A 1,373-nucleotide genomic window follows, 5' to 3' on the forward strand; every position below is an offset into this window, starting at 1 on the left:
ATATGAGCATCATCTTGAGTAAAACCTCTTACACGGGTTAACCCATGAAGTTCACCACTTTGCTCATAACGATAAACGGTACCAAACTCAGCATATTTTATAGGTAACTCTTTATAACTTTTTGGAGTGGCGCTGTAAATTTTACAATGATGTGGGCAGTTCATCGGTTTTAAGAAGAAAGCTTCGTCTTCGGCTGGTGTATAAATTGGTTGAAATGAATCTTCTCCATATTTTGCATAATGTCCTGAAGTGATATACAACTCTTTTTTTCCAATATGCGGACTAGCCACATGTTTGTATCCTGCTCTGGATTGTATTTTTCGTAAAAAACCAATTAAATTCTGACGTAAAGCTTCACCTTTAGGTGCCCAAAGTGGCAATCCCATTCCCACTTCTTCATCGAAGTAAAAAAGATCTAACTCCTTACCAAGTTTTCTATGGTCGTTCTTTTTAGCTTTTTCAATAGCCTCTAAATAGGTATCTAAATCTGTTTTTTTTGGAAATGAAATCCCATAAATTCGCGTTAGCATTTTATTGTTATCATTCGCGCGCCAATATGCGCCAGAAATAGCAGTTAGCTTTATGGCTTTGATAAATGATGTATTTGGAATATGTGGACCCGCACACAAATCTGTAAAACGGCCGGTTTGATAAAAGGTTATAGTTCCGTCTTGTAAATCATTAATTAATTCTAGTTTATAAGGATTATAATTCGTTTCAAAAAAAACCAGTGCATCCTTCTTAGATACTTCTATCCTAACATTTTCAAAACTTTGTTTGGCAAGTAAAAGCATTTTATCTTCTACTTTTTTTAAATCTGCATCGATAAACTTAATATTTTCAAAATCAACATCATAGTAGAAACCGTTTTCGATAGCTGGACCTGTTGCAATTTTAGCTGAAGGATATAACTCTAAAATAGCAGCTCCTAATAAATGTGCAGAAGTATGCCAAAAAGCATTTTTACCTTCATCATCTTTCCATGTAAATAAATTTACTTTGGAATTAGTTGGAATTGAAAAATTACTATCTACTATAGAATCGTTAATGGAAGCTACAAGAGCTTCCTTAGCTAAACAATTACTAATTGAAGCGGCAACATCAATTAAATTAATAGATTCTTTAGTTAAAAATCGTTCTTCACCGTTTGGTAAAATTATATTTGTCATATCATAATTTTTATTTCTTTTTGTATGGCAGGTTTCAAAATACGTTCAATTGCATTTAATTCAATTTCTTTACCAATAACAACCAATTGAGATTTTTCGACACTAATATCATTTACAGGTTCAATTGTGCTATTTTTACCCACTGTTTGTACCAAATAAACTTGATTATTTTCATCAAACACATAACCTTTCATTCTATATATC

General features: G+C 32.2%; 2 protein-coding genes. Both read right to left on the reverse strand.

The window, feature by feature from the left end; genetic code table 11:
* Positions 1–1,169: threonine--tRNA ligase (locus tag DIU01_RS13900; protein WP_290835450.1), on the reverse strand; the 1,169-nt coding region annotated here is incomplete at its 3' end.
* Positions 1,166–1,373, reverse strand: a 208-nt coding sequence (locus DIU01_RS13905) for a GTP-binding protein (protein WP_290835452.1), incomplete at its 5' end; no start/stop codon positions are given. The genes DIU01_RS13905 and DIU01_RS13900, both read right to left, overlap by 4 nt.

Source organism: Flavobacterium sp. (assembly GCF_003525665.1).
In the GTDB taxonomy this organism is placed as follows: Bacteria; Bacteroidota; Bacteroidia; order Flavobacteriales; family Flavobacteriaceae; genus Flavobacterium.